This is a genomic window from Methylibium sp. T29-B (assembly GCF_000576225.1).
GTDB classification, from domain to species: Bacteria; Pseudomonadota; Gammaproteobacteria; order Burkholderiales; family Burkholderiaceae_C; genus Methylibium; species Methylibium petroleiphilum.
In genome coordinates, this window is sequence record NZ_AZSN01000041.1 from 1 (window position 1) to 21,591 (window position 21,591).

Annotated in this window: 21 protein-coding genes and 3 pseudogenes; 18 read left to right on the forward strand and 6 right to left on the reverse strand. The window is 69.0% G+C overall.

The window, feature by feature from the left end; all coding sequences use genetic code 11:
- On the reverse strand, window positions 1-456 hold a 456-nt coding region (locus Y694_RS08975; RefSeq protein ID WP_036231729.1), incomplete at its 3' end, for a GntR family transcriptional regulator.
- Between the two features lie 96 nt (window positions 457-552).
- Between Y694_RS08975 and Y694_RS08980 the strand changes: the two genes are divergently transcribed.
- The 15 genes and pseudogenes from Y694_RS08980 (at window position 553) to Y694_RS09050 (ending at window position 13,174) form a co-directional block, all read left to right on the forward strand.
- Window positions 553-1,494 carry a DMT family transporter gene (locus tag Y694_RS08980; RefSeq protein ID WP_051495673.1) on the forward strand — a complete coding sequence of 314 codons (942 nt, stop codon included), beginning with the start codon at window positions 553-555 and terminating at the stop codon, window positions 1,492-1,494.
- A complete protein-coding gene (locus Y694_RS08985) occupies window positions 1,491-2,207 on the forward strand; it encodes an aspartate/glutamate racemase family protein (protein WP_036231716.1) in 717 nt (238 codons plus the stop codon). Before Y694_RS08980 ends, Y694_RS08985 begins: the two co-directional genes overlap by 4 nt.
- A complete protein-coding gene (locus tag Y694_RS08990) occupies window positions 2,204-3,412 on the forward strand; it encodes a PLP-dependent aminotransferase family protein (protein WP_011827787.1) in 1,209 nt (402 codons plus the stop codon). The genes Y694_RS08985 and Y694_RS08990 overlap by 4 nt, the downstream gene beginning before the upstream one ends.
- The gene (locus Y694_RS08995; protein WP_011827788.1) at window positions 3,409-4,251 is read left to right on the forward strand and encodes a PhzF family phenazine biosynthesis protein; all 843 of its coding nucleotides are present in this window, start codon (window positions 3,409-3,411) and stop codon (window positions 4,249-4,251) included. Before Y694_RS08990 ends, Y694_RS08995 begins: the two co-directional genes overlap by 4 nt.
- A 40-nt stretch (window positions 4,252-4,291) precedes the next feature.
- Entirely contained in the window at window positions 4,292-4,801 is a 510-nt protein-coding gene (locus Y694_RS09000) for a GNAT family N-acetyltransferase (protein ID WP_036231718.1), read from the forward strand.
- A gap of 59 nt (window positions 4,802-4,860) precedes the next feature.
- On the forward strand, window positions 4,861-5,700 hold the full coding sequence (locus Y694_RS09005; protein ID WP_011827790.1) for an HpcH/HpaI aldolase/citrate lyase family protein: 840 nt from the start codon (window positions 4,861-4,863) through the stop codon (window positions 5,698-5,700).
- A gap of 171 nt (window positions 5,701-5,871) precedes the next feature.
- Window positions 5,872-6,378 (forward strand): ATP synthase subunit I, encoded by a 507-nt coding sequence (locus tag Y694_RS09010; RefSeq protein ID WP_051495674.1) that lies wholly within the window; start codon window positions 5,872-5,874, stop codon window positions 6,376-6,378.
- Between the two features lie 3 nt (window positions 6,379-6,381).
- Entirely contained in the window at window positions 6,382-7,254 is an 873-nt protein-coding gene (gene atpB / locus Y694_RS09015) for a F0F1 ATP synthase subunit A (protein ID WP_036231720.1), read from the forward strand.
- A 61-nt stretch (window positions 7,255-7,315) separates the two neighbouring features.
- On the forward strand, window positions 7,316-7,564 hold the full coding sequence (gene atpE / locus Y694_RS09020) for a F0F1 ATP synthase subunit C (protein WP_011827793.1): 249 nt from the start codon (window positions 7,316-7,318) through the stop codon (window positions 7,562-7,564).
- A gap of 38 nt (window positions 7,565-7,602) precedes the next feature.
- A complete protein-coding gene (locus tag Y694_RS09025; RefSeq protein WP_011827794.1) occupies window positions 7,603-8,073 on the forward strand; it encodes a F0F1 ATP synthase subunit B in 471 nt (156 codons plus the stop codon).
- A gap of 2 nt (window positions 8,074-8,075) precedes the next feature.
- On the forward strand, window positions 8,076-8,609 hold the full coding sequence (locus Y694_RS09030) for a F0F1 ATP synthase subunit delta (RefSeq protein WP_011827795.1): 534 nt from the start codon (window positions 8,076-8,078) through the stop codon (window positions 8,607-8,609).
- Between the two features lie 89 nt (window positions 8,610-8,698).
- The gene (atpA, locus tag Y694_RS09035; protein ID WP_011827796.1) at window positions 8,699-10,252 is read left to right on the forward strand and encodes a F0F1 ATP synthase subunit alpha; all 1,554 of its coding nucleotides are present in this window, start codon (window positions 8,699-8,701) and stop codon (window positions 10,250-10,252) included.
- A gap of 32 nt (window positions 10,253-10,284) precedes the next feature.
- A pseudogene (gene atpG / locus Y694_RS09040) lies at window positions 10,285-11,159 on the forward strand (F0F1 ATP synthase subunit gamma).
- Window positions 11,160-11,215: 56 nt separating this feature from the next.
- Window positions 11,216-12,630 (forward strand): annotated as a pseudogene (gene atpD / locus Y694_RS09045) (F0F1 ATP synthase subunit beta).
- Between the two features lie 127 nt (window positions 12,631-12,757).
- Entirely contained in the window at window positions 12,758-13,174 is a 417-nt protein-coding gene (locus Y694_RS09050; RefSeq protein ID WP_011827799.1) for a F0F1 ATP synthase subunit epsilon, read from the forward strand.
- Between the two features lie 84 nt (window positions 13,175-13,258).
- Here the strand turns inward: Y694_RS09050 and Y694_RS09055 are convergent, their stop codons facing one another.
- The 3 genes and pseudogenes from Y694_RS09055 to Y694_RS09065 form a co-directional block, all read right to left on the reverse strand.
- On the reverse strand, window positions 13,259-13,675 hold the full coding sequence (locus Y694_RS09055; protein ID WP_011827800.1) for a YidB family protein: 417 nt from the start codon (window positions 13,673-13,675) through the stop codon (window positions 13,259-13,261).
- A gap of 104 nt (window positions 13,676-13,779) precedes the next feature.
- Window positions 13,780-14,516: pseudogene (locus tag Y694_RS09060) on the reverse strand (16S rRNA (uracil(1498)-N(3))-methyltransferase).
- Window positions 14,517-14,529: 13 nt separating this feature from the next.
- A complete protein-coding gene (locus Y694_RS09065; protein WP_049820853.1) occupies window positions 14,530-15,528 on the reverse strand; it encodes an aminoglycoside phosphotransferase family protein in 999 nt (332 codons plus the stop codon).
- A 211-nt stretch (window positions 15,529-15,739) separates the two neighbouring features.
- Between Y694_RS09065 and Y694_RS25680 the strand changes: the two genes are divergently transcribed.
- The 3 genes from Y694_RS25680 to rsmA are packed head-to-tail and all read left to right on the forward strand — an operon-like array spanning window position 15,740 to window position 20,329.
- Window positions 15,740-18,199 carry an LPS-assembly protein LptD gene (locus Y694_RS25680; protein ID WP_011827803.1) on the forward strand — a complete coding sequence of 820 codons (2,460 nt, stop codon included), beginning with the start codon at window positions 15,740-15,742 and terminating at the stop codon, window positions 18,197-18,199.
- 35 nt (window positions 18,200-18,234) lie between these two features.
- Window positions 18,235-19,524 carry a peptidylprolyl isomerase gene (locus Y694_RS09075; RefSeq protein WP_036248567.1) on the forward strand — a complete coding sequence of 430 codons (1,290 nt, stop codon included), beginning with the start codon at window positions 18,235-18,237 and terminating at the stop codon, window positions 19,522-19,524.
- A gap of 34 nt (window positions 19,525-19,558) precedes the next feature.
- On the forward strand, window positions 19,559-20,329 hold the full coding sequence (gene rsmA / locus Y694_RS09080; RefSeq protein ID WP_036231723.1) for a 16S rRNA (adenine(1518)-N(6)/adenine(1519)-N(6))-dimethyltransferase RsmA: 771 nt from the start codon (window positions 19,559-19,561) through the stop codon (window positions 20,327-20,329).
- Window positions 20,330-20,532: 203 nt separating this feature from the next.
- Here the strand turns inward: rsmA and Y694_RS09085 are convergent, their stop codons facing one another.
- Window positions 20,533-20,931, reverse strand: a complete 399-nt coding sequence (locus tag Y694_RS09085; RefSeq protein ID WP_011827806.1) for a barstar family protein — start codon at window positions 20,929-20,931, stop codon at window positions 20,533-20,535.
- A gap of 37 nt (window positions 20,932-20,968) precedes the next feature.
- Window positions 20,969-21,385, reverse strand: coding sequence for a ribonuclease domain-containing protein (locus Y694_RS09090; protein ID WP_011827807.1), 417 nt, complete (start codon window positions 21,383-21,385; stop codon window positions 20,969-20,971).
- Window positions 21,386-21,591 lie beyond the last annotated feature (206 nt).

Consider the following 21,591-nt stretch of genomic DNA (forward strand, 5'->3'; position numbering starts at 1 on the left):
GCCGTAGTGCAGCGCGTGGCCCGCCAGCCCGTCGCCCTGGCTCACGCGGCGCAGCGCGCCGCCGAGCAGAGAGAGATCCAGCCACTCGGGCGGCAGCGTGCCCAGGCCGGGCGAGGGCCGGGTGCCGGGGTGGTGGAACATGCTGCGGATCAAGGCCGTTGCGTCGACCGGCGCGACCGGACGGCTTTCCGCCGGGGCCGCGGCACGCGCGCTGCGTGCCGGCGCGACGGCATTGCGCACAAAGAAGCCGCGCTGGCGACGGGCCTCGATCAGTCCCTGGGCAAGCAGCTGGTCGTAGGCGGCCACCACGGTGTGCGGGCTCACGCCGTGCCGCTGCGCGCAGTCGCGCACCGACGGCAGCCGCGCGCCGGGCGCCAGCAGGCGGCTGCGGATGCGCTCGGCGTAGCGCTCGGCGAGTTGCTCGGTCAGCGTGGTGGTGGCGTCACGGGTCAGCATGGCGGCGTGTGTCGTCGGGAGCGCCAGTACAGATCGGTAGTTGATGCGAGATTCTGTACTGTTGGTGTATTGGTTCGAAGCGTACAGTGCTTTCGCATGCCGATACAAGCCCTGCCCGTGAATGCCGCCGGTTCTGCCGCCCGCCACCGCGACGAAGTGCGCGGCCTGTGGCTCGGGCTGCTGGGGGTGGTGATCTTCGCGATCACGACGCCGATGACGCGGCTCGCGGTCGGCGATGTCGGCGACCCGCAGCTCACACCGCTGTTCGTCACCGCCGGGCGGGCTGCGGTGGCCGGGCTGCTGTCGGCGCTGTGGTTGTGGGTCGCGCGCGCGCCGCAGCCGCAGCGACACCAGCTGCGCGAGTTCGCGGTCACCGCCAGCGGTGTCGTGATCGGCTTCCCGCTGTTCCTGGCGTTGGCGCTCCGCGAGGTGGCGGCGATCCACGCCGCCGTCATCACCGGCGTGCTGCCGCTCGGCACCGCGGTGGTCGCGGTGCTGGTGCTGCGGCAGCGGCCCTCGCGCGGGTTCTGGATCTGCGCGCTGGCCGGCTGCGGCCTGGTGCTCGGCTACGCCGCGCTTCAGGGCGGCGGGCGCCTGAGCCTGGCCGACGGCCTGCTGCTGATCGCGGTGGCGAGCGGCTCCGTCGGCTATGTCTACGGCGCGCGGCTGTCGACCGCGATGCGTCCCGAGCAGGTGATCTGCTGGGTGCTGGTCGGCGCGCTGCCGCTCACGCTGCCGCTGACGCTCTGGGCTGCCGCCAGCGTGGATTTCGGTGCGGTGCGCGGCGGCGCCTGGCTGGGCTTCGGCTATGTGGCGCTGTTCTCGATGTGGCTGGGCTTCTTCGCGTGGTACCGCGGCCTCGCGCTCGGCGGCACGGTGCGCGTGAGCCAGGTGCAGCTGCTGCAGCCCTTCGTGTCGATGCTGGCGGCGGTGCCGTTGCTGGGCGAGCGGCTCGACGCGCTGACCCTGGCCTTCGCGCTCGCGGTGATCGCCACGGTGTTCATCGGCAAGCGCATGCCGGTGCGGGGGGCGGCATGAGGACGCTCGGCGTGCTCGGCGGCATGAGCTGGGAATCCACGCTGATCTACTACCGCGATCTCAACCGCGGCGTCGCGCAGCGCCTCGGGGGCCTGCACAGTGCATCGCTGCGGCTGCACAACCTCGACTTCGAGCCGGTCGCGGCGCTGCAGCGCGAGGGCCGCTGGGCCGCTGCGGCCGAGCAACTGGCGGTGGCCGCCTGCGGATTGCGCGATGCCGGGGCCGAGGGGCTGCTGATCGCCAGCAACACGATGCACCGCGTGGCGCCGACGGTACAACAAGCCTGCGGTCTGCCCCTGCTGCACATCGGCGACGCGATCGGTGCGGCGCTGCGGGCGGCGGGTCTGACGCGCATCGGGCTGCTGGGCACGCGCTTCACGATGGAGCAGGACTTCCTGCGCGACCACCTGCGGCAGCGCCACGGTGTCGAGATGCAGGTGCCGGGCGAGGCCGACCGGGCCACGCTGCAGCAGCTGATCTTCGACGAGCTGTGCCGCGGCATCGTGCGCGACGCCTCCCGGCAAGCGACCCTGTCGATCGTCGACCGGCTGGCCGCCGACGGTGCCCAGGGCGTCGTGCTCGGTTGCACCGAGCTGGGCCTGCTGCTCGATCCCGCCGCGCTGCCGCTGCCCGGCTTCGACAGCACGTGGCTGCATGTGCAGCAGGCGCTGGACTGGATGCTCGACGACACCCCTCGAGGAGACCCCCGATGACCTGGACCCTGGCGCGGCGCACCGAGCGCATGAATCCTTCCGCGATCCGCGAGATCCTGAAACTGGCCGAACGGCCCGGCGTGCTGTCACTGGCCGGCGGCCTGCCGTCGCCGGACGGCTTCCCGGTCGAGGCGCTGCGCGAGGCCAGCGCCCGGGTGCTGCGCGACACCCCACGGGAGGCGCTGCAGTACGCCGCGAGCGAAGGCTACGGGCCGCTGCGCGAGTGGGTCGCGGCCCGGCTCGCCAACGACGGCGTCGTGGTCGAACCCGGGCAGGTGCTGGTCACCACCGGCTCGCAACAGGGGCTGGACCTGGTCGGCAAGCTGCTGATCGATGCCGGCAGCGCGGTCGCGGTGGAGACGCCCACCTACCTGGGCGCGCTGCAGGCCTTCGCGCCCTGCGAGCCGGCGTTCGCCGCGCTCGCCTCCGACGACGAGGGTCCGAAGCCCGAGGCCCTGGCCGGCGCCGCGGGCGCGCGCTTCGCGTACCTGCTGCCGAACTTCCAGAACCCGACCGGGCGGGTGATCTCGGAGGCCCGTCGCGAGGCCCTGGTGGCGGCGGCGCAGGCGGCTGCGCTGCCGCTGGTCGAGGACAACCCCTATGGCGAGCTGTGGTTCGACGCCCCGCCACCGGCGCCGCTGGCCGCGCGCTGGCCGCAGGGCACGATCTACCTCGGCTCGTTCTCGAAGATCCTCGCGCCCGGCCTGCGGCTGGGGTATGTGGTGGCGCCGCCGGCGCTGTATCCGAAGCTGCTGCAGGTCAAGCAGGCGGCCGACCTGCACACGCCGGGCTTCAACCAGCGCATCGTCCACGAGGTCGTGCGAGACGGCCTGCTCGATCGCCATGTGCCGACCGTGCGCGCGCGCCATGCCGCGCAACGCGACGCGATGGCGGCGGCGCTGCGCGCGCACCTGCCCGCCGGCGCCGAATGGCAGCCACCGCGCGGCGGCATGTTCTTCTGGCTGCGGCTGCCGCCGGGGCTGGACGCGACGGCGCTGCTGCCGCGCGCTATCGCCGCCGGCGTGGCCTACGTGCCGGGTGCGCCCTTCCATGCCGGCGAAGCCGACCCGCGCACGCTGCGGCTGAGCTTCGTCACGCTGACGCCAGCGCAGCTGCACACTGCGATCGCCACGCTCGGGCGCGTGGTGCACGAGGCACTGGCCGAGCAGGCCGGGTCGGCGCTCTCGCTGAGGAGAGCCGCATGAGCGCGAACCCCGCTCGCCGCTTCTCGCAGGTCGACGTGTTCACCGCCGAGCCGTTGCGCGGCAACGCCGTCGCGGTGGTGTTCGACGCCGAGGGCCTGGACGACGCGCAGATGCAGGCCTTCGCGCGCTGGACCCAGCTCAGCGAGACCACCTTCCTGCTGCCACCCACCGATCCGTCCGCCGACTACCGCCTGCGCATCTTCACCCCGGCCGAGGAACTGCCGTTCGCCGGCCATCCCACGCTCGGCAGTTGCCACGCCTGGCTCGAGGCGGGCGGCCGGCCACGCACGGACGAGGTGGTGCAGGAATGCGGTGTCGGACTCGTGCGGATACGACGTGACGGCCGCCGGCTGGCGTTCGCCGCGCCGCCGCTGCGCCGCAGCGGCGCCGTCGACGAGGCCACGCGGGCGCAGATCGCCCGCGCCCTGCGCGTCGACGCGAGCGAACTGCTGGCGACGCAATGGGTCGACAACGGACCGGGCTGGGTGGCCGCGCTGCTGCCCAGCGCCGCGGCCGTGCTGGCGCTCGAGCCCGATTACGTCGCGATGCAGCCGCTCAACCTCGGCGTGATCGGGGCGCAGACGCCGGGTCACGACACCGCCTTCGAGGTGCGCGCCTTCGTGCCCTCGCTCGGCGTGCCCGAGGACCCGGTGACCGGCAGCCTGAACGCCGGTCTGGCGCAGTGGCTGATCGGCGCCGGGCTGGCGCCGGCGCGCTACGTCGCGAGCCAAGGGGGCCGGCTCGGGCGCGCGGGGCGGGTGCACGTGGATCAGGTCGGTGCGGACCTCTGGGTCGGCGGCGACTCGGTGACCTGCATCGTCGGCAGCTTGCGGCTGTGAGCCGCACGACGTGGGCGGCGCGGTGTAAATTCGCCGGGCGATGACCAGTCCCGGCATTGAACTGCTTACACCGGCCACGCCGGAACTGCTGGAGGCCACCCGGCAGATCTTCCGCGAGTACGCCGAGGCGCTCGGCATCGACCTGTGCTTCCAGAACTTCGACGCCGAGCTGGCCGCGCTGCCGGGCGACTACGCCGAGCCCGCCGGGGTGCTGCTGCTGGCCTACTGCGACGGCGAACTGGCCGGCTGCGGCGCCTTGCGGCCACTTCCCGAGTCCGACGAGGCGAACGCCTGCGAGATGAAGCGCCTCTACGTGCGCCGCGCCTTCCGCCGTTTCGGGCTGGGGCGGCTGCTCGCCCAGGCGCTGATCGACCGCGCGCGCAGCCGCGGCTATTCGGCGATGCTGCTCGACACGCTCGACGACATGGAGGCCGCGCGAGAACTGTACGCCTCGCTCGGCTTCGAGGAGGTACCACCCTACTACTACAACCCGATTCCCGGCGCACACTACCTGCGGGTCGGGCTTGAAGGGTCCGGCTCGCTGTACTGAGTCCCAGATCGTTAAGTGGAGTGTCGAGGCGGCGCCGTTGCGTCGCCCGGGAGGCCGCGATGAATGCGTTCAAGCAGCTGTTGCAGAACCCGGCCCGTGGCATCGACGCGCACCCGCGCGCCAGCCACCAGCGCGTGCCGCTCGGCACCTGGGTCATGTCGGCCAGCCCGCTGGTGGCCGAGGCGATCGGCCATGCCGGCTTCGACTGGGCGGTGCTCGACATGGAGCACTCGCCGCTCGAGCTGCCGGGCGTGGTGCAGATGCTGCAAGCCCTGGCCACGACGAAGCTGGTGCCGATCGTGCGCCTGCCCGCGAACGATGCGGTGCTGTTCAAGCGCCTGCTCGATGCGGGTGCCAGCACCTTGATGGTGCCGTTCGTCCAGAGCGCCGCCGAGGCCCGGCGCGCCGTGGCGGCCACGCGCTATCCGCCGCTCGGCATGCGCGGTGTGGCCGGCATGAGCCGCGCCACGCGCTACGGCACGCTGCGCCTCGATACGCAGGCGGCCGACGCGGGCGTGGCTCTGATCCTGCAGCTCGAAACGCCGCAGGCGCTCGACGCGCTGGAGGAGATCGCCGCGGTCGAGGGCGTCGATGCGCTGTTCATCGGGCCGGCCGATCTTTCGGCGGCCCTTGGGCATGGCGGCAATGCGCGGCACCCGGCGGTGCAGAAGCTGGCAGCGCAGGCGGCGGAGCGCGCGCGTGCGGCGGGCATCCCGATCGGCACGCTGGCCGGCACGCCGGAAATGGCCACCCAGGTCCGCGCGGCCGGGTTCGATTTCGTCGGCCTGGGGTCCGACCTCGGGTTGCTGGTGCATGCGGCGCAGGCATCGCTGCACGCGCTGCGCACGCCGGATGCCGCGGCGGTGCACTCGCTCCACGTCGGGACGCACGCCTACTGACCCGCGGGAGGGCTGCGGCCGAAGCAGGCTGGGGCGGCTGGCCCCTTAACACGGCAGCGGGCGTCCGTCGAGAGGCTTTCGCGCACGCGAATCAGCGGACTCGGCGAGGGTTGAAAGCTCCGGGTTATCACGTACACTCCCGGGGTTTTGCCGAATCTGACCTGTCCGAATATGAGCGAGCGCGCTTCCACCGATGTGCGCAACGCCTGGCCCGGACCTGGGGCAGCTGAGGACGACGACGCGCCTTTCAAGACCCTGAGCCCCGAAGAAGCCCAGGCTCTGAGGGCCAAGCACCCGCCGGTTTCACCCTGGCGGGTGATCGCGGCCCAGGCCGCGGTCGGCTTGGTGGTGGCGGCCCTGATCGGGCTGGTCACCCAGCGCAGCGAACTGGCCTGGTCGGCGCTTTACGGCGCCGCGGCCGTGGTGGTGCCGGGCGCGCTGTTGGCGCGCGGCATCACCCGCCTCACGGGGGCAGGAGTGGGCGCCGCGGCGTTCAGCTTCATGCTCTGGGAGGCGGTGAAGGTGGGTTTGGCAGTGGCCATGCTGGCGGCTGCCACGAAGGTCGTGCCGGGTTTGAGCTGGCCAGCGCTGCTGGTCACCATGCTCGTGTGCATGAAGGTCAACTGGTTGGCGCTGCTCTGGCAGGGCCGGGTGAAGAACGAAGCGGGACGAGACTGACTCATGGCAGCCGAAGGAAATCTTGCGGGACACGGACCCACTGCCGGTGAATACATCGGGCACCACCTGAAGCACCTGCAGAGCCACGAGCAGACCAGCATCGTGGATTTCTCGGTGTTCAACGTCGACTCGCTGTTCTGGTCGATCCTGCTCGGCGTCGTCGGCCTGTTCTTCATGTGGCGTGTCGCCAAGGGCGTGACTGCCGGCGTGCCGGGTCGCACCCAGGCCGCCGTCGAGTTGCTGCTCGAGATGGTGGACAACCAGGCCAAGTCCATCATCCACAACGCCACCTCGCGCAAGTTCGTCGGCCCGCTGGCGCTCACCGTGTTTGTCTGGATCTTCCTGATGAACTCGATGGACTTTCTGCCCGTGGACCTGATTCCGCGCATCTGGGAAGCGATCTACGGTGCGGCCGGCCACGACCCGCACCACGCCTACATGCGCGTCGTGCCGACCGCCGACCTGTCGACCACGCTCGGCCTGTCATGCGGCGTGCTGCTGGTCTGCATCTACTACAACATCAAGATCAAGGGGCTCGGTGGCTGGGTGCACGAGCTCTTCGCGGCGCCGTTCGGCGACAAGTGGTTCCTGTATCCGTTCAATTTCGCGATGCAGATCATCGAGTTCCTCGCGAAGACGGTGTCGCATGGCATGCGGCTGTTCGGCAACATGTATGCCGGCGAACTGCTGTTCATGCTGATCGCGCTGATGGGGGGCGTGGGCTTTGCCTCCGGCACCGGCATCGCGATGTGGATCGGCCACATCCTGGCCGGCACCGCCTGGGCGATCTTCCATATCCTGATCGTCGCCCTGCAGGCCTTCATCTTCATGATGCTGACCCTGGTCTATGTCGGTCAGGCGCACGACGCCCACTGACCGTTCGCGCTCGATTCGTTCTTCTTTCTTTCACTACAACCACCCCTCTGAAGGAGTCACCATGGAACACGTTCTCGGTTTTGTTGCCCTCGCCGCCGGCCTGATCATCGGTCTGGGCGCCATCGGCGCCTGCATCGGCATCGGCATCATGGGCAGCAAGTACCTGGAATCGGCCGCCCGTCAGCCCGAGCTGATGAACGAGCTGCAGACCAAGATGTTCCTGCTCGCCGGCCTGATCGATGCGGCCTTCCTGATCGGTGTCGGTATCGCGATGATGTTCGCGTTCGCCAACCCCTTCGTGCTGAAGTAATCCGGCCGTCCCTCCAACCGCACTAGAAAGGTGTTGCCGTGAGTCTGAACGCAACGCTCTTCGCGCAGCTGGTGGTGTTCTTCATCCTGGCGTGGTTCACGATGAAATTCGTGTGGCCGCCCATCACGAAGGCGCTGGACGAGCGCGCGAGCAAGATCGCCGACGGCCTGGCCGCGGCCGACCGTGCCAAGACCGAGCTGGCCTCGGCCAACAAGCGGGTCGAGGAACAGCTTGCCTCCGTACGTGACGAGAATGCTCGCCGCCTGGCCGATGCCGAGAAGCGTGCTCTCGCGATCGTCGAAGACGCCAAGAAGCGCGCCACAGAGGAAGGCAGCAAGATCGTCGCCGCCGCCAAGTCGGAAGCCGAGCAACAGCTGGTGCAGGCGCGCGAGTCGCTGCGCGAGCAGGTCGCCGCGCTGGCCGTCAAGGGCGCCGAGCAGATCCTCAAGCGCGAAGTCAACGCCGGCGTCCACGCCGACTTGCTGTCGCGTCTGAAGACGGAGCTCTGACGATGGCAGAACTCGCAACCATCGCGCGCCCCTACGCCGAGGCCCTGTTCCGCGCCGCGCCGAAAGGCGAGGCGGCCGGCTGGGCCGAGCAGGTGGCCGCGCTCGGCGCGGTCGCTGCCGACCCGGTGCTGCGGCAGTTCGCCGACAGCCCGAAGGTGGCGGCCCAGCAGGTGTTCGATCTCGTCGCCGGCGTCACCAAGCAGACGCTGGTGCCGGGTGTGCAGAACCTGCTGCGCGCCATGATCGAGAACGGGCGCCTGTCGGCGCTGCCCGAGGTCGCCGCGCAGTTCCACGCGCTGGTCAACGCGAGTTCGGGCGTTTCCGACGCCATCGTCTACAGCGCCTTCCCCATCGAGCCGGCCGCGCTGGCCGACCTGGTGGCGACGCTGGAGAAGCGCTTCGGGCGCAGGCTGTCCGCCACGGTGCAGCTCGAGCCCGAACTGATCGGTGGTGTCCGGGTGGTGGTCGGCGACGAGGTGCTCGACACCTCGGTCAAGGCCCGTCTCGAGCACATGAAGGTCGCGTTGACCGCCTGAGCCGTATTTGAATCAATCCGCCCGGAGGCGCGAGTCGTCGGGTTCGGTCGTCGACGCCGCAGGGCGCCTGAAGAGACTGGGAGCTAGCCATGCAACTGAATCCCGCTGAAATTTCCGAACTGATCAAGAGCCGCATCGAGGGGCTCGGCGCCTCGTCGGACATCCGCAACCAGGGCACCGTGGTGTCGGTGACCGACGGCATCGTGCGCGTGCACGGCCTGTCGGAGGTCATGGCCGGCGAAATGCTGGAGTTCCCCGCCACCAAGGACGGCCAGCCGACCTTCGGTCTCGCGCTGAACCTCGAGCGCGACTCGGTCGGTGCCGTGATCCTGGGCGAGTACGAGCACATCTCCGAAGGCGACACGGTCAAGTGCACCGGCCGCATCCTGGAAGTGCCGGTCGGCCCGGAACTGATCGGCCGCGTGGTCAATGCGCTGGGTCAGCCGATCGACGGCAAGGGACCGATCAACGCCAAGATGACCGACGTGATCGAGAAGGTCGCGCCGGGCGTGATCGCACGGAAGTCGGTGGACCAGCCGGTGCAGACCGGCCTGAAGTCGATCGACTCCATGGTGCCGGTGGGCCGCGGCCAGCGCGAGCTGATCATCGGCGACCGCCAGACCGGCAAGACCGCGGTGGCGATCGACGCGATCATCAACCAGAAGGGTCAGAACATGACCTGCGTCTACGTCGCGATCGGGCAGAAGGCCTCGTCGATCAAGAACGTGGTGCGCTCGCTCGAAGCGGCTGGTGCGATGAGCTACACCATCGTCGTGGCGGCCTCCGCCTCGGAATCGGCAGCGATGCAGTACGTGTCGGCCTACTCGGGCTGCACGATGGGCGAGTACTTCCGCGACCGCGGCGAAGACGCGCTGATCATCTATGACGACCTGTCCAAGCAGGCGGTCGCCTACCGCCAGGTCTCGCTGCTGCTGCGCCGCCCGCCGGGCCGTGAAGCCTACCCCGGTGACGTGTTCTATCTCCACAGCCGTCTGCTCGAGCGCGCCGCGCGCGTGAACGCCGATTACGTCGAGAAATTCACCAATGGCGCCGTCAAGGGCAAGACCGGCTCGTTGACCGCGCTGCCGATCATCGAGACCCAGGCCGGTGACGTGTCGGCCTTCGTGCCGACCAACGTGATCTCGATCACCGACGGCCAGATCTTCCTCGAGACCAACCTGTTCAACGCCGGCATCCGCCCCGCGATCAACGCCGGTATCTCGGTGTCGCGCGTGGGGGGCGCCGCCCAGACCAAGCTGGTCAAGGGCCTGTCGGGCGGCATCCGGACCGACCTTGCGCAGTACCGTGAACTGGCCGCCTTCGCGCAGTTCGCCTCCGACCTGGACGATGCCACCCGCAAGCAGCTCGACCGCGGCGCGCGCGTGACCGAGCTGCTCAAGCAGCAGCAGTACCAGCCGCTGCCGATCAGCCTGATGGCTGCGACGCTGTACTCGGTGAACAAGGGCTTCCTCGACGACGTTGACGTGAAGAAGGTGCTCGCCTTCGAATCGGGCCTGCACCAGTTCCTGAAGACCAGCTACGCCGCGCTGCTGAAGAAGCTCGAGGACAGCAAGGCGCTGGACAAAGACAGCGAAGCCGAGCTCGCCGCCGCCATCGGTGCCTTCAAGAAGTCCTTCGCGTAAGCGCCTGACCCTCTCACGACAAGGAGCGCGCGATGGCAGCCGGCAAGGAAATACGCGGCAAGATCAAGAGCGTCGAGAACACCAAGAAGATCACCAAGGCCATGGAAATGGTCGCGGCTTCGAAGATGCGCAAGGCGCAGGAGCGCATGCGCGCGGCCCGGCCGTATGCGGACAAGATCCGCAACATCACGGCCAACCTCGCGCAGGCCAACCCCGAGTACACCCACCCCTTCATGGCGGTGAGCGCGACGGCCGCCAAGACCGCGGGGTTCGTCGTCGTCACCACGGACAAGGGCCTGTGCGGTGGCCTGAACACCAATGTGCTGCGCGCCGTCACCGGCAAGCTGCGCGAGTTGGAGTCGCAGGGCAGCAAGGCCGAGGCGGTGGCGATCGGCAACAAGGGCCTGGGTTTCCTGAACCGTATCGGCGCCAAGGTGGTGTCGCATGCCACTCAGCTGGGTGATGCGCCGCACCTCGAGCGGTTGATCGGGCCGGTCAAGGTGCTGCTCGACGCCTATGCCGAGGGCAAGCTCAACGCGGTCTACCTCTGCTACACGCGCTTCATCAACACGATGAAGCAGGAGCCGGTGGTCGAGCAGCTGCTGCCGCTGGCCTCCGACAAGCTGAAGCTGACGCCGGCGAACATGGCTGGGACTACCTCTACGAGCCCGACGCCAAGACCGTCATCGACGACCTGCTGCTGCGCTTCGTGGAGGCGCTGATCTACCAGGCGGTGGCCGAGAACATGGCGTCGGAGCAGTCCGCGCGCATGGTCGCGATGAAGGCCGCGACCGACAACGCAGGCACGCTGATCGGCGAGCTCAAGCTGGTCTACAACAAGACCCGCCAGGCGGCGATCACCAAAGAGCTTTCAGAGATTGTGAGCGGCGCGGCCGCGGTGGGCTGACGGCCCGACGCACCCGCAGACGCAACGCAAAGACTATTGATTGAAGGAACTGAAAAATGGCGAACACTCAAGCAGCCGTCGGCAAGATCGTCCAGTGCATCGGCGCTGTCGTGGACGTGGAGTTCCCGCGGGACCAGATGCCGCGTGTCTATGACGCGCTGAAGATGGAAGGCTCTGCTCTGACGCTCGAGGTGCAGCAGCAGCTCGGCGACGGCGTGGTCCGTACCATCGCGCTGGGCTCGTCCGACGGCCTGCGCCGCGGCCTGATGGTCAGCAACACCGGCGCGGCGATCACCGTGCCGGTCGGCAAGGCCACGCTGGGTCGCATCATGGACGTGCTGGGCAGCCCGATCGACGAGCGCGGCCCGGTCAGCGCCGAGCTGAGCATGCCGATCCACCGCAAGGCGCCGGCCTACGACGAGCTGAGCCCGTCGCAGGAGCTGCTCGAGACCGGCATCAAGGTGATCGACCTGATCTGCCCGTTTGCCAAGGGCGGCAAGGTGGGTCTGTTCGGCGGTGCCGGCGTCGGCAAGACCGTGAACATGATGGAGCTGATCAACAACATCGCCAAGGCCCACTCGGGTCTGTCGGTGTTCGCTGGCGTCGGCGAGCGTACCCGCGAGGGCAACGACTTCTATCACGAGATGTCGGACTCGAAGGTCGTGGTCCAGGAGGACCTGACGCAGTCGAAGGTCGCGATGGTCTACGGCCAGATGAACGAGCCCCCGGGCAACCGTCTGCGCGTTGCGCTGACCGGCCTGACGATCGCCGAGTCCTTCCGCGACGAAGGCCGTGACGTGCTGTTCTTCGTCGACAACATCTACCGCTACACGCTGGCCGGCACCGAAGTGTCCGCGCTGCTGGGCCGGATGCCGTCGGCGGTGGGCTACCAGCCGACGCTGGCCGAGGAAATGGGCCGGCTGCAGGAGCGCATCACCTCCACCAAGGTGGGCTCGATCACCTCGATCCAGGCCGTCTACGTGCCCGCGGATGACCTCACCGATCCGTCGCCCGCAACCACCTTCGCCCACTTGGATGCGACCGTGGTGCTCTCGCGCGACATCGCCTCGCTGGGCATCTATCCCGCGGTGGACCCGCTGGACTCGACCTCGCGCCAGATCGACCCGAACGTGGTCGGCGAAGAGCACTACAACACCACCCGTGCCGTGCAGCAGGTGCTGCAGCGCTACAAGGAACTGCGCGACATCATCGCCATTCTCGGCATGGACGAACTGGCGCCGGAAGACAAGCTGGCCGTGGCGCGCGCCCGCAAGATCCAGCGCTTCCTGTCGCAACCCTTCCACGTGGCCGAGGTCTTCACCGGCTCGCCGGGCAAGTACGTGCCGCTGAAGGAAACCATCCGCGGCTTCAAGATGATCGTGGCCGGCGAGTGCGACTCGCTCCCGGAACAGGCCTTCTACATGGTCGGGACGATCGACGAAGCTTCGAAAAGGCCAAGAAGATCCAATAAGCGGCGCAGACGGCGCTCGGGCGTCGTTGCCGTGCGCACTGGGCAGGAAGCCCGGGTCCGCGCGGCGCCTATCCGAACGCCGCCTGCTTGCTTCTTGAACCTTCTTGCACGCTAAGGACGATTCAGCATGGCAACGATTCATGTCGACGTGGTTTCCGCCGAAGCCTCGATCTTCTCGGGCGAAGCGAAGTTCGTCGCGCTGCCCGGTGAAATGGGCGAGCTCGGCATCTATCCGCGACACACGCCGCTGATTACGCGCATCAAGCCGGGCGCGGTGCGGGTGGAGCGCGCCGACAACGGCGAGGAAGAGTTCGTGTTCGTGGCCGGCGGCATCCTCGAGGTGCAGCCGGACCGCGTCACGGTGCTGGCCGATACCGCGATCCGCGGTCACGATCTCGACGAGGCCAAGGCCGAGGAGGCCAAGAAGGCCGCCGAAGAGGCGATGAAGAACGCCAAGAGCGACATCGACTTCGCCAAGGCCCAGGGCGAGTTCGCGGCCATGGCCGCGCAGATCGCTGCGCTGCGCAAGTTCCGCAAGAAGTAAGGCGCGGAGGTCGGGGCGGCGGGCTGTTTCGCCGTCGGTCCGCACACGACACCAGGCCCGCCGCGTGCGGGCCTTGTCGTTTCTTCAGGGCCGGCTGAACCGCTCCAGCACGCTGCCCAGGTCGCCCAGCCCTGAGCTGCCGATGTCGGACAGCTGGCCATTGGGCGTGAGCTTGTCCACCACCTGCGGCAGCAGCTGCGACAGTTGACCGGCCGCCTCCCCCGGAGGCAGGCCAAGCTGCTGGGCGAACTGCGACAGCATGTCGCTGCCCAGCACGTCCTGCAGCTGGCTGGCGGACACCGGCAGGTTCTGGCCAGTGCCGACCCACGAGGCGATCAGGTCGCCCAGGCCGCCCTGTTGGAACTGCTGCACCAGGCCCTCGAGCCCGCCGCCTCCCTGTCCACCGCGCGCCAGCATCGCGATCACCGCCTGCAGCGCGTCGCCTTGCCCGTTCGCCTGGGAGCCGCCCAGGGCTCCGATCACCGAGTCCAGCAAACCCATCACGTGCTCCCGCGGGGACCGTCCCCGCGCCGATTGTGAGGCCCGCAGGCGAGCGGCGGCGCAGAGTCCCTCGGCAGCGTACGGTGCCCGCGCGGGCTCACCTCTCAGCCGAACAGCGCCGCCACGGCTGCCAGTACGGTCAGCGCCGCAGTTTCCGCACGCAGCACCCGCGGGCCGAGCGTGATCGGCTGCAGGCCGGCCGCGCGCGCCTGCGCATCCTCGGTGTTGCAGAGGCCGCCTTCGGGGCCGCTCAGGAACAGGAGGCCTTGGCCGGCCCGCAGTGCCGGCGGCAGTGCCTCGACGAACGGGCGCGTGCCCTCGGCCAGGCTCAGCACGAAGCGCGCCTCGGTCACGTCGGGCCGCAACGCGCGTTGCCACTCGCCGAAGGCACGCACCGGCAGCAGGCGCGGCAGCGTGGTGCGGCCGCACTGCTCGGCCGCGGCGCTCGCCACGCCTGCCAGTGCGCCAGCTTCCTGTCGGCGCGCTCGCCGCCCAGGCGCAGCACCGAGCGCTCGCAGACGAGCGGCTGCAAGGTCGACACACCCAGCTCGGTGGCCTTCTCGACCAGCCAGTCCATGCGTTCGTTGGCGGGCATGCCGACCGCCAGCGAGATCGGCAGCGGCAGCTCGCGGTCCACCGGTTGCGACGCACCGACGCGGACCCGGACCTCGCTGCGGCCCATCTGCACCACCCGGGCCTCCCATTCGCTGCCACGGCCATCGAACAGCGTGAGGCCATCGCCCGGCTGCAGCCGCAGCACCTGCACGTGGCGTGCGGCAGCGGCGGGCAAGGCCGCCTCCAGGCCATCGGCCAACGGCATGTCGACGAGAAAGCGTGGCACCTTCGGCCCTCGCTCAGAACGTGTAGCCGCTCTCTCGCTGCGTCCCGGCGAGCTGCTCCAGCAGATGCGCCAGCGGGCCCAGGCCGTTGTAGCGGCTGGCCACGCGGTGCGCGTAGCGCCACACCAGAGGCAGGTCCTTGAGGTAGCCGTCCTTGCCGTCGCGGTGCGAGAGTCGCGCGAAGATGCCCAGCACCTTCAGATGACGCTGCAGCCCCATCCATTCGAAGTCACGCCAGAAACTGCCGAAATCGGCGTCCAGCGGCAGGCCCGCCTTGCGACCGCGTTCCCAGTAGCGCACCGCCCAGTCGAGCTGGGTGGACTCGTCCCACTCGACGTAGGCGTCACGCAGCAGCGACGCGAGGTCGTAGCTGACCGGGCCCCACACGGCATCCTGGAAATCCAGCAGGCCCGGTGGGCCGCCCGGCTCGCGCGGCAGCATCAGGTTGCGCGAGTGATAGTCGCGATGCACCAGCACGCTGGGCTGAGCGGTGCAGGCGTCGAGGATCAGCGCGAAACAGCGTTGCAGCTGCGCGAGCGCCTTGTCGTCGAGCCGCTGCCCACAGTGGCGCTCGATGTACCAGGTGGGGAAGAGGTCGAGCTCGCGCTGCAGCAGCGCGCGGTCGTAGTTCGGGACCTGGGCGTGCGCATCGATGCGCTGCAACTGCACCAGCGCGTCGAGTGCGGCCAGATAGAGCGCGTTGGACTGCGCGGGGTCCGCGCGCCGGATCGCCTCGAGGTAGGTGGTGGCGCCCAGGTCGCTGAGCAGCATGAAGCCGTGCGGCTCGTCCCAGCTCAGCACCTCAGGCGCCTCGAGACCGCCGCCGCGCAACAGCGCGGCCACGCCGACGAAGGGCCGGCAATCCTCGTGGGTCGGCGGCGCGTCCATCACGATGCGCGGGCCGTCGCGGCCGTCGATGCGGAAGTAGCGTCGGAAGCTGGCGTCGGCACTGGCTGCGCGCAGACTGCCGACCACCAGGCCGTGGGCCGCGGCCTGTGCGTTCAGCCAGTCCATGAAGGCGTGCTGCCGGGCGGGGTCGGTCCAGCGGATCGGTTCGGGTGTGGTCACGGTGTGTCGGCGCGGCGGCCCCGCGGTCCTGCGGTACGGCAGCCTCCGGAACGAAGGCGCGTGGAATAATCAGATTCTACAAACCGCATGCAAGGTGGCGTCGCCGTGGCGCTGCTCGGGCGGTCGCAGCGCGCCGCGACCGGCGACTCCTTTTCTCTTGTCTGCCACGATCTTGCCGACCGCCGACCGCGCCGCGACCGTCCTGCCTCCACGGCGCGCCTGGGCCCTGCGCCCGGTCGCGGCGGCGGTCCTGATGACGACCGCAGGTGGCGGCGTGCTGATCGACGTCGCACGCGCGCAGTCAGGAGCCGAAGGCCCTGGACTGCAGGTGAGTCCCGAAAGCGGTGCGCGCTTCGGTCCACTCATCAAGGCCGACGACGGCGGCGGGCCGCTGGTGATCGAGGCTGATCGCCTGTCGGGCCGGCCTGACCTGGAAACTCTGGCCGAAGGTGCCGTCGAGTTCCGCCGCGGCCCCTTGCTCCTGAAGGCTGACCGGGTCGAGTACCAGCAGCAGAGCGACTTGGCGCGCGCCACCGGCAACGTCGAGATCTCGCGCAACGGCAACATCTACCGTGGCCCCGAGGTGCAGCTGAAGGTCGACCGTTTCGAAGGCTACTTCCAGTCGCCGAGCTACCACTTCGGCCGCACCAACGCTGGTGGGCAGGCCGACCGCTTCGACTTCCTCGACGAGAACCGGGGCATCGCCTACGGCGCCACCTACACCAGCTGTCCGGCGCCCGACCCGGCCTGGCTGCTGAGCACCGACCGTGTGCTGCTCGACACGGCGGCCGAGGAAGGCACGGCCGAGGGCGCGGTGCTGCGGTTCTACGGCGTGCCGATCCTGGCCGCGCCGACGCTGAGCTTCCCGCTGACCGAGAAACGCAAGTCTGGGTGGTTGCCGCCGAGCATCAAGCTCGACAACAAGAGCGGCTTCGAGCTCGGCGTGCCCTACTACTGGGACATCGCCCCGAACCGCGACGCGACCCTGACGCCGTCGGTCATGACGCGGCGCGGCGCGGCGCTCGACACCGAGTTCCGCTATCTCGAGCCAGGCTACCTGGGCCGCGTTCAGGCCTATGCGCTGCCCGACGACCAGGTCGCCAATCGCTCGCGCTGGGCCCTGAACCTCGGCCATGAGGCACGCTGGGAAGGCGCGACGGTCGGTGAGATCGACTACGGCCTGGCGCTGCAGCGCACCTCGGACGACAACTTCTGGAAGGACTTCGCCGGCACGCTGCCCAGCCTCACGCCGCGCCTGCTGCCGACCGATGCCTATGCGCGGCGCCGCTTCGATCACGGCTGGGGCGACACCGTGGCCTACACCCGCGTGCAGACCTGGCAGGTGCTGCAGGATATCGACCCGGCCAGCCGCATCGTCTCGCCCTACCAGCGCGAGCCGCAGATCGGCCTGCGCCAGCGCGGCGCGTCCGGCGGGCTCGAATGGCAGTGGGAGACCGAGGCGAACCGCTTCTCGAACGACGACCCCAGCCTGCAGACCGGCTCGCGCCTGCACGCCCTGGGCTCGCTGGCACGCCCCTGGTCGCCGACCGGTGCGCCCGGCTGGACGCTGACACCCCGGGTGTCGTTCAACGCGGCCAGCTACGACCTCGACCAGTCCCTGGCCGATGGCCGTCGGCGCGCGTCGCGTGTCATCCCGACGGTGTCGCTCGACAGCGCCTGGATCTTCGAACGCGACAGCACGGCCTTCGGGCGCGAACTGACGCAGACGCTGGAGCCGCGGCTGTTCTATGTCAACACGCCCTACCGCGACCAGACCGGTCTGCCGAACTTCGACAGCGCGGCCAACGACTTCAACTTCACGTCGATCTACTCCGACAACGTGTTCTCCGGCGTCGATCGCGTATCGGACGCGAACCAGGTGACTGCCGGCGTGACCACGCGCTTTCTCGACCGCACGACCGGCGCCGAGGCGCTGCGGCTGGGCATCGCGCAGCGCATGCTGCTGCGCACGCAGCGCATCACGGCCGACGGCACGCCGATCACGCAGCGCTGGTCCGACCTGCTGCTGCTGGGTTCGACCAACCTCGTGCGGAACTGGTACTTCGACAGCACCGTCCAGTACAACTCCGACACCAGCCGCGTCGCGCGTTCCATTTCGAGCGTGCGCTACTCGCCCGGACCCTTGCGCACCCTCAGCACCAGCTACCGCTACACGCGCAATGCCAGCGAACAGGTCGAGCTGGGCTGGCAATGGCCGCTCAACGCGCCGGCACGCGAGCACGCCGCCGCCGTGCAGGCGCGCGACGCGCAGATGCTCGAGGACTTCGAGGGCCGCTCGCGGCTCGCGCCGCTGGCCGGCTGCCCGGGCGCCTGGTACACGGTGGGGCGCGTCAACTACAGCCGCCGCGACTCCCGCATCACCGATTCCATCGTCGGCTTCGAGTACGACTCGGGGTGCTGGATCGGCCGCATCGTCGCCGAGCGCCTGTCCACCGGGCGCAGCCAGGCGACCACCCGGCTGCTGTTCCAGCTGGAGCTGATCGGCCTGTCGCGGCTCGGGTCCAACCCGTTAAAGGTGCTGAGGGAGAATGTGCCCGGTTACCGTTTGCTGCGCGACGACAGTCCGGTGGTCGCGCCGGCCCTCTCGACCCCCTGAGCTGCTGTCATCGATGTTGCCGAAGTCTTCTCCCCTTGCGCCAGAGGCTGCTGCTCGCGCTGCTCTGCAGCCTCTTCGTCGCGAACGCGGTCGCGCAGCCGTCGCCGGTCCGCTCTGCCGACTACATCGTCGCGATCGTCGACCGGGAACTGGTCACCAACGCCGAAGTCCAGCAGCGGCTGGCGGCGCTGCGGCGCGAGGCGGCTCAGAGTGGGCAGGCACTGCCGCCTGACGACGAATTGCGCCGCCGCATGCTCGACACCCTGATCGACGAACGCGCCCAGCTCAGTGCGGCCCGCGAAAGCGGCGTGCGCATCGACGAGGCCGAGCTCGACCGCACCGTCGGCAACGTCGCCGCGCAGAACCGCATCACGCTGGCGCAGCTGCGCGAGCGCCTGCAGCGCGACGGCATCGAGTTCTCGCGCTTTCGCAGCAACCTGCGGGATCAGTTGCTGGTCGAGCGGGTGCGAGAACGCGAGGTCCAGTCGCGCATCAAGATCAGCGACAGCGAGGTCGAGACCCTGCTGGCCAGTCGTGCCAGCGGCGTGGCCCCGCCGCAGTTCAATGTCGCGCAGCTGCTGATCGGCGTGCCCGAGGGCGCCGGCGAGGCCGAGCTGGCGCAGCGCCGCGTGCTCGCCGAACAGGCTCTGCAGCGTGCCCGCGGTGGCGAGGACTTTGCGCGTCTCGTCAACGAGCTGTCGACCGGGTCGAAGGAGCAGGGTGGGGCCCTGGGCCTGCGCACGCTCGATCGGCTGCCCGACCTGTTTGCTGACGCAGTGCGCGATCTGCGCGGCGGCGCCATCGTGCCGCAGGTGTTGCAGTCGGGCGCCGGCTTTCATGTGCTGAAGGTGGTGGAGCGGCGCGATGGCGGCATGATGGTGCCGCAGACGCGCGCTCGCCACATCCTGCTGCGGACCTCGGCACAACTGACGCAGTCGGCCGCCGTGGCCCGGCTGGCGGAGTTCAAGCAGCAGGTCGACAGCGGCAAGGCCAGCTTCGCCCAGCTCGCCCGCGAGAACTCCGAGGACGGCAGCGCGGCCCAGGGCGGCGAACTCGGCTGGGCCTCGCCGGGCCAGTTCGTGCCGGAGTTCGAGGAGGCCATGAAGGCACTCGGCATCAACCAGGTGTCGGATCCGGTGGTCTCGCGGTTTGGCGTGCACCTGATCCAGGTGCTGGAGCGTCGCAGCGTCCCGGTCGACCGGAAGCAGCAGCGCGAGATCGCGCGCAATGTCCTGCGCGAGCAGAAGTTCGAGAGTGCCTACCAGGAGTGGGCGCGCGACGTGCGGGCCCGCGCCTACGTGGAGATGAGGGAGCCTCCGCAGTGAGCGTGAGGTCGGTGACAGTGGCCCCGCGGCAGGCGTGAAGCACATCGCCCGCAAGCGCTTCGGCCAGCATTTCCTGTCCGATGCGGCGGTGGTCGATGCGATCGTCGGCCTGATCGACCCGCGACCCGGGCAGGCCCTGGTCGAGATCGGCCCGGGTCTGGGCGCGATGACCGATCCGCTGGTGGCGCGCTGCGAACACCTCACCGTCGTCGAGCTCGACCGCGACCTGGCCGCCCGGCTGCGGCGGCGGGCCGAGCTGCAGGTGATCGAGTCCGACGTGCTGCGGGTGGACTTTGCCGCGCTGGCCATGGCCTCGGCGGGCCGGCTGCGGATCGTCGGGAATTTGCCCTACAACATCTCGACCCCCATCCTCTTTCATCTGCTGCCGGCCGCGGCGCAGGTCGAGGACCAGCACTTCATGCTGCAGAAGGAGGTTGTCGAACGCATGGCCGCCGCCCCGTGCAGCAAGGACTACGGACGGCTCAGCGTGATGCTGCAGTGGCGCTATGACATCGAGTCGGTGCTCGACGTGCCGCCCGAGGCTTTCGAACCCCCGCCGCGCGTGAATTCGGCGGTGGTCCGCATGCTGCCGTTCCCGGCATCGCCTGCGGTCGACGCCGCGCTGCTCGGCGAGCTGGTGGCGACGGCGTTCTCGCAGCGTCGCAAGTTGCTGCGACACACGCTGGGAAAGTGGCTCGACGCGCGTGGGTTCAGCGGGACCTTCGACACCCAGCGCCGCGCCGAGGAAGTGCCGGTGGCCGATTACCTGGCCCTGGCCCTGGCGCTGACGCCCGGCGAGCGCTGAAATGACAACGGACCCCTCAGGGCCCGTTGTCAGTGTCGACCGCGTCCGAGATCGTCAGGCCGCGACCAGCCACCCCGCCGTGTCGAACGCGCTGCTCATGAACGGCAGTTGCACACTGATCACGCCGGCCGGCGTCTTGGCCGGCTTCGCGTCGTTCTGGGCTTCCATCGCCCGCTCTCCCTGCCCGATGTCCGGGGAGCGGGCTACTGAAAAGAATAGAAGCACCTGAAGGGTATCTTGCGTTCCCCCCAGAAGTCGGCGGCGTCGCGGAACACGTCGAGCAGCTGCTCGCGGGCCTCGCGATCAAACTTGGCGTTGTCGGGCAGCTGTTCCAGCACCACCACGAAGCCCGGCTGGCTGCCCGACTTGTGTACCAGGTCGGTCATGCAGTCGAACAGTGCATCGAGGTTCTTGCCGAAATGCGTCGGGAACAGGAAGGCTTCGGCAATACCCTCCAGGACTTCCTGCTTGGACTGGGCCGATCCCAGATTGGCGTACAGGAAATGCTGGCCGAGGTCTTGCGCGGCAAGCTGCAGATCTTCCACGCGGAATGCGCGGATGGCCTGCACGATGTTGGGACGGACGGTGTGCAAAGGCATCATGGTCGAAATCCCCCTCGTTCCTTGTTGGTGGTAGGGCTCACTGCGCGATGAGGCGGAAGCTCGCGTAGTGATCGTCGGTGTAGTAGCAGGCTTCGGGCGCGGTGGCTTGCTGGCCTCCGCACACGATCCTCCGGGCCCCCCGATCGCGGGACCCTGGTGTTTGCACCGTGTACTCGCGGTAGTAGCCGCGCGGATGGCGCGGGAGCAGACGCTCCCGGTTGCCGAACACGATGCCGTCTTTCGAGTACGGGAAGGGACCGCCGGCGTGGATCAGCCGTTGGGCCGTCTGCGCCTCGACAGGTAGTGAGGACAAGCTCACTACCGCTCTCGGCGCCGAGTCCTTCGCCTGTGTCACGAATCCGATGGATGCCGCTCCGACCGACGCTGCCGCAAGCAAGGCAACGGCAACCAGCCGCCAAGCAGATCCCCGGTGTGACCGACCGGTGAAGACCACGGGTTATCCCTGAAATTCGAAGCCCAGATGGTACTGAATTGGGGCCGATACCTCAAGGGCCTGCCTCAAATTTCAGCAGCGTCTAGGGGGAAATCAAGATTTGTTTGTGTGTACAAACTTCTTGAAATGGTCTTGAATATCGGAAAACTTGACGACTTTCTCGCCGCTGACTTGTGGGGTGCCCGCCGCCGTGGGTCCGGGGAGGG